At 37.0% G+C, this 1,575-nt stretch carries 1 pseudogene; it reads right to left on the bottom strand.

The features are described 5' to 3' along the window. Positions 1-1,362: pseudogene (locus tag PSN35_RS07660) on the bottom strand (hypothetical protein); the annotation flags it as partial. Positions 1,363-1,575 lie beyond the last annotated feature (213 nt).

Raw genomic sequence — 1,575 nt, 5'->3', positions numbered from 1 at the left:
TTGTTGTTGTGACAAATGTTGTGCTAGATGTTGGGAGGGATGCTGTCTAAATTCAATAATCTGGTCTTGATGGTGTTGCAATGATCCTTGGTTGTGAGTTACATTCTTACCATATTGATGTTGTATTTGTTGGTGGGGGAAATGATTATGTTGTAATTGATGTTGCGAAAAGCCTTGGTTGTGAGCTACATTCTGTCCATATTGCTGTTGATCTTGATGCTGATGTTGAGAGAAGCCTTGGTTGTGAATTACATGCTGTCCATATTGCTGTTGTACTTGTTGATGGGGCAGATGTTTATGTAATTGATGTTGAGAAAAGCCTTGGTTGTGAATTACATTCTGTCCATATTGCTGTTGTAATTGTTGATGGGGAAATTGATGGTTATTTGTATCCGGTGGTGATTGAAGATATATGGTCGGATAGTACGTAAAAGGTGCCGAGTACTGTGGCGGCATTCCGTACTGGAGTGGTTGGCGATGTGGATGCATCATGCCAAACGTATTCATTGGATAGTACCCGTTTGTTGTCGACGTCGTGTGTGTAAGTGGACGGTCCTGAAGGGCCCTATGAGTGTTTAAAGCAGTTGTTATACACATATTTTGTATCATTTGCATCTCTATTAATCTTATTCTCTGTTCTATTACGTCATCCTTGTATCTATCATTGTGTTGGATTTTCTCGCAACATTTGTGATTGCAGTCGTTTTGTTTGTATCCTACATTTGGATGTTCTCTTGTTGGTCTTTCTATATCAGCATCACCCTCTTTGTGTGTATTCAGGACATTTCTTAGCTGTTTCACTTCATTTTCTAAATTTAAAATTCTACTCTTCTGATTTATTAATATGTCATCTTTTTCGGTTTTCTGCTTTGTATTTCTTCTTGGTTTAGCACTTCCAGTATAATCAGTTGTTTGTCTATTTGAGATGTTGTGAGCGTCCACATCAGTCTGTGCTTCCCATATATCCTGCTTATTGGCTGTCAATTCGTTTGCACTTTCCGTTTTTTTGCAGTTATTATATGTTGGCTTCAGTGCTGTTTCTTCTGGGTCTCTATTTGAATGTATCATTTCTTTGTCTTGTCGGGTGTCATAGGCATAGGATTCTAGTATATTTCTTTCCTCTAACATTAATTCATCTAGTGGTTGACAGTTTTCTAGATTACTACTTGATTTTGTAATGTATAGATCAGTGTCTTGTCTTTCCTGTATTACATTCATATCACTATGGATGCCTTTTATGGTACACGTATTTCCACTATTATTAGTATTTTCAGCTATATGTTCGAGTTGGTGGTTTTCAGGTTCATCTGTATATAAATTATCCTCACTACAGAAGTGACAGATGTAATCAGTTTCCTCCATATTCTCCTTTACTGATGTGTTAACAATCCCTATACATAGACAATGGTACCAAAAGTCACATTGATCACATGCAATTCCATCTCTATTTACATATGTTCTACAAAGTGGACACATCTCATTCCTGTTAATCGTTGTATCGTCAGTTGCTTGTATACTGGTTACCTCTTTTGCTTCTATTTGTTTAACAATGTTCAATCTACACTGCTCATTTCT

This window comes from Candidatus Thioglobus sp. (assembly GCF_028599055.1).
Classification (GTDB): Bacteria; Pseudomonadota; Gammaproteobacteria; order PS1; family Pseudothioglobaceae; genus Thioglobus_A.
The sequence above is the reverse complement of the archived record's forward strand: the minus strand, read 5'-3'. Positions and strand labels throughout refer to the sequence as shown.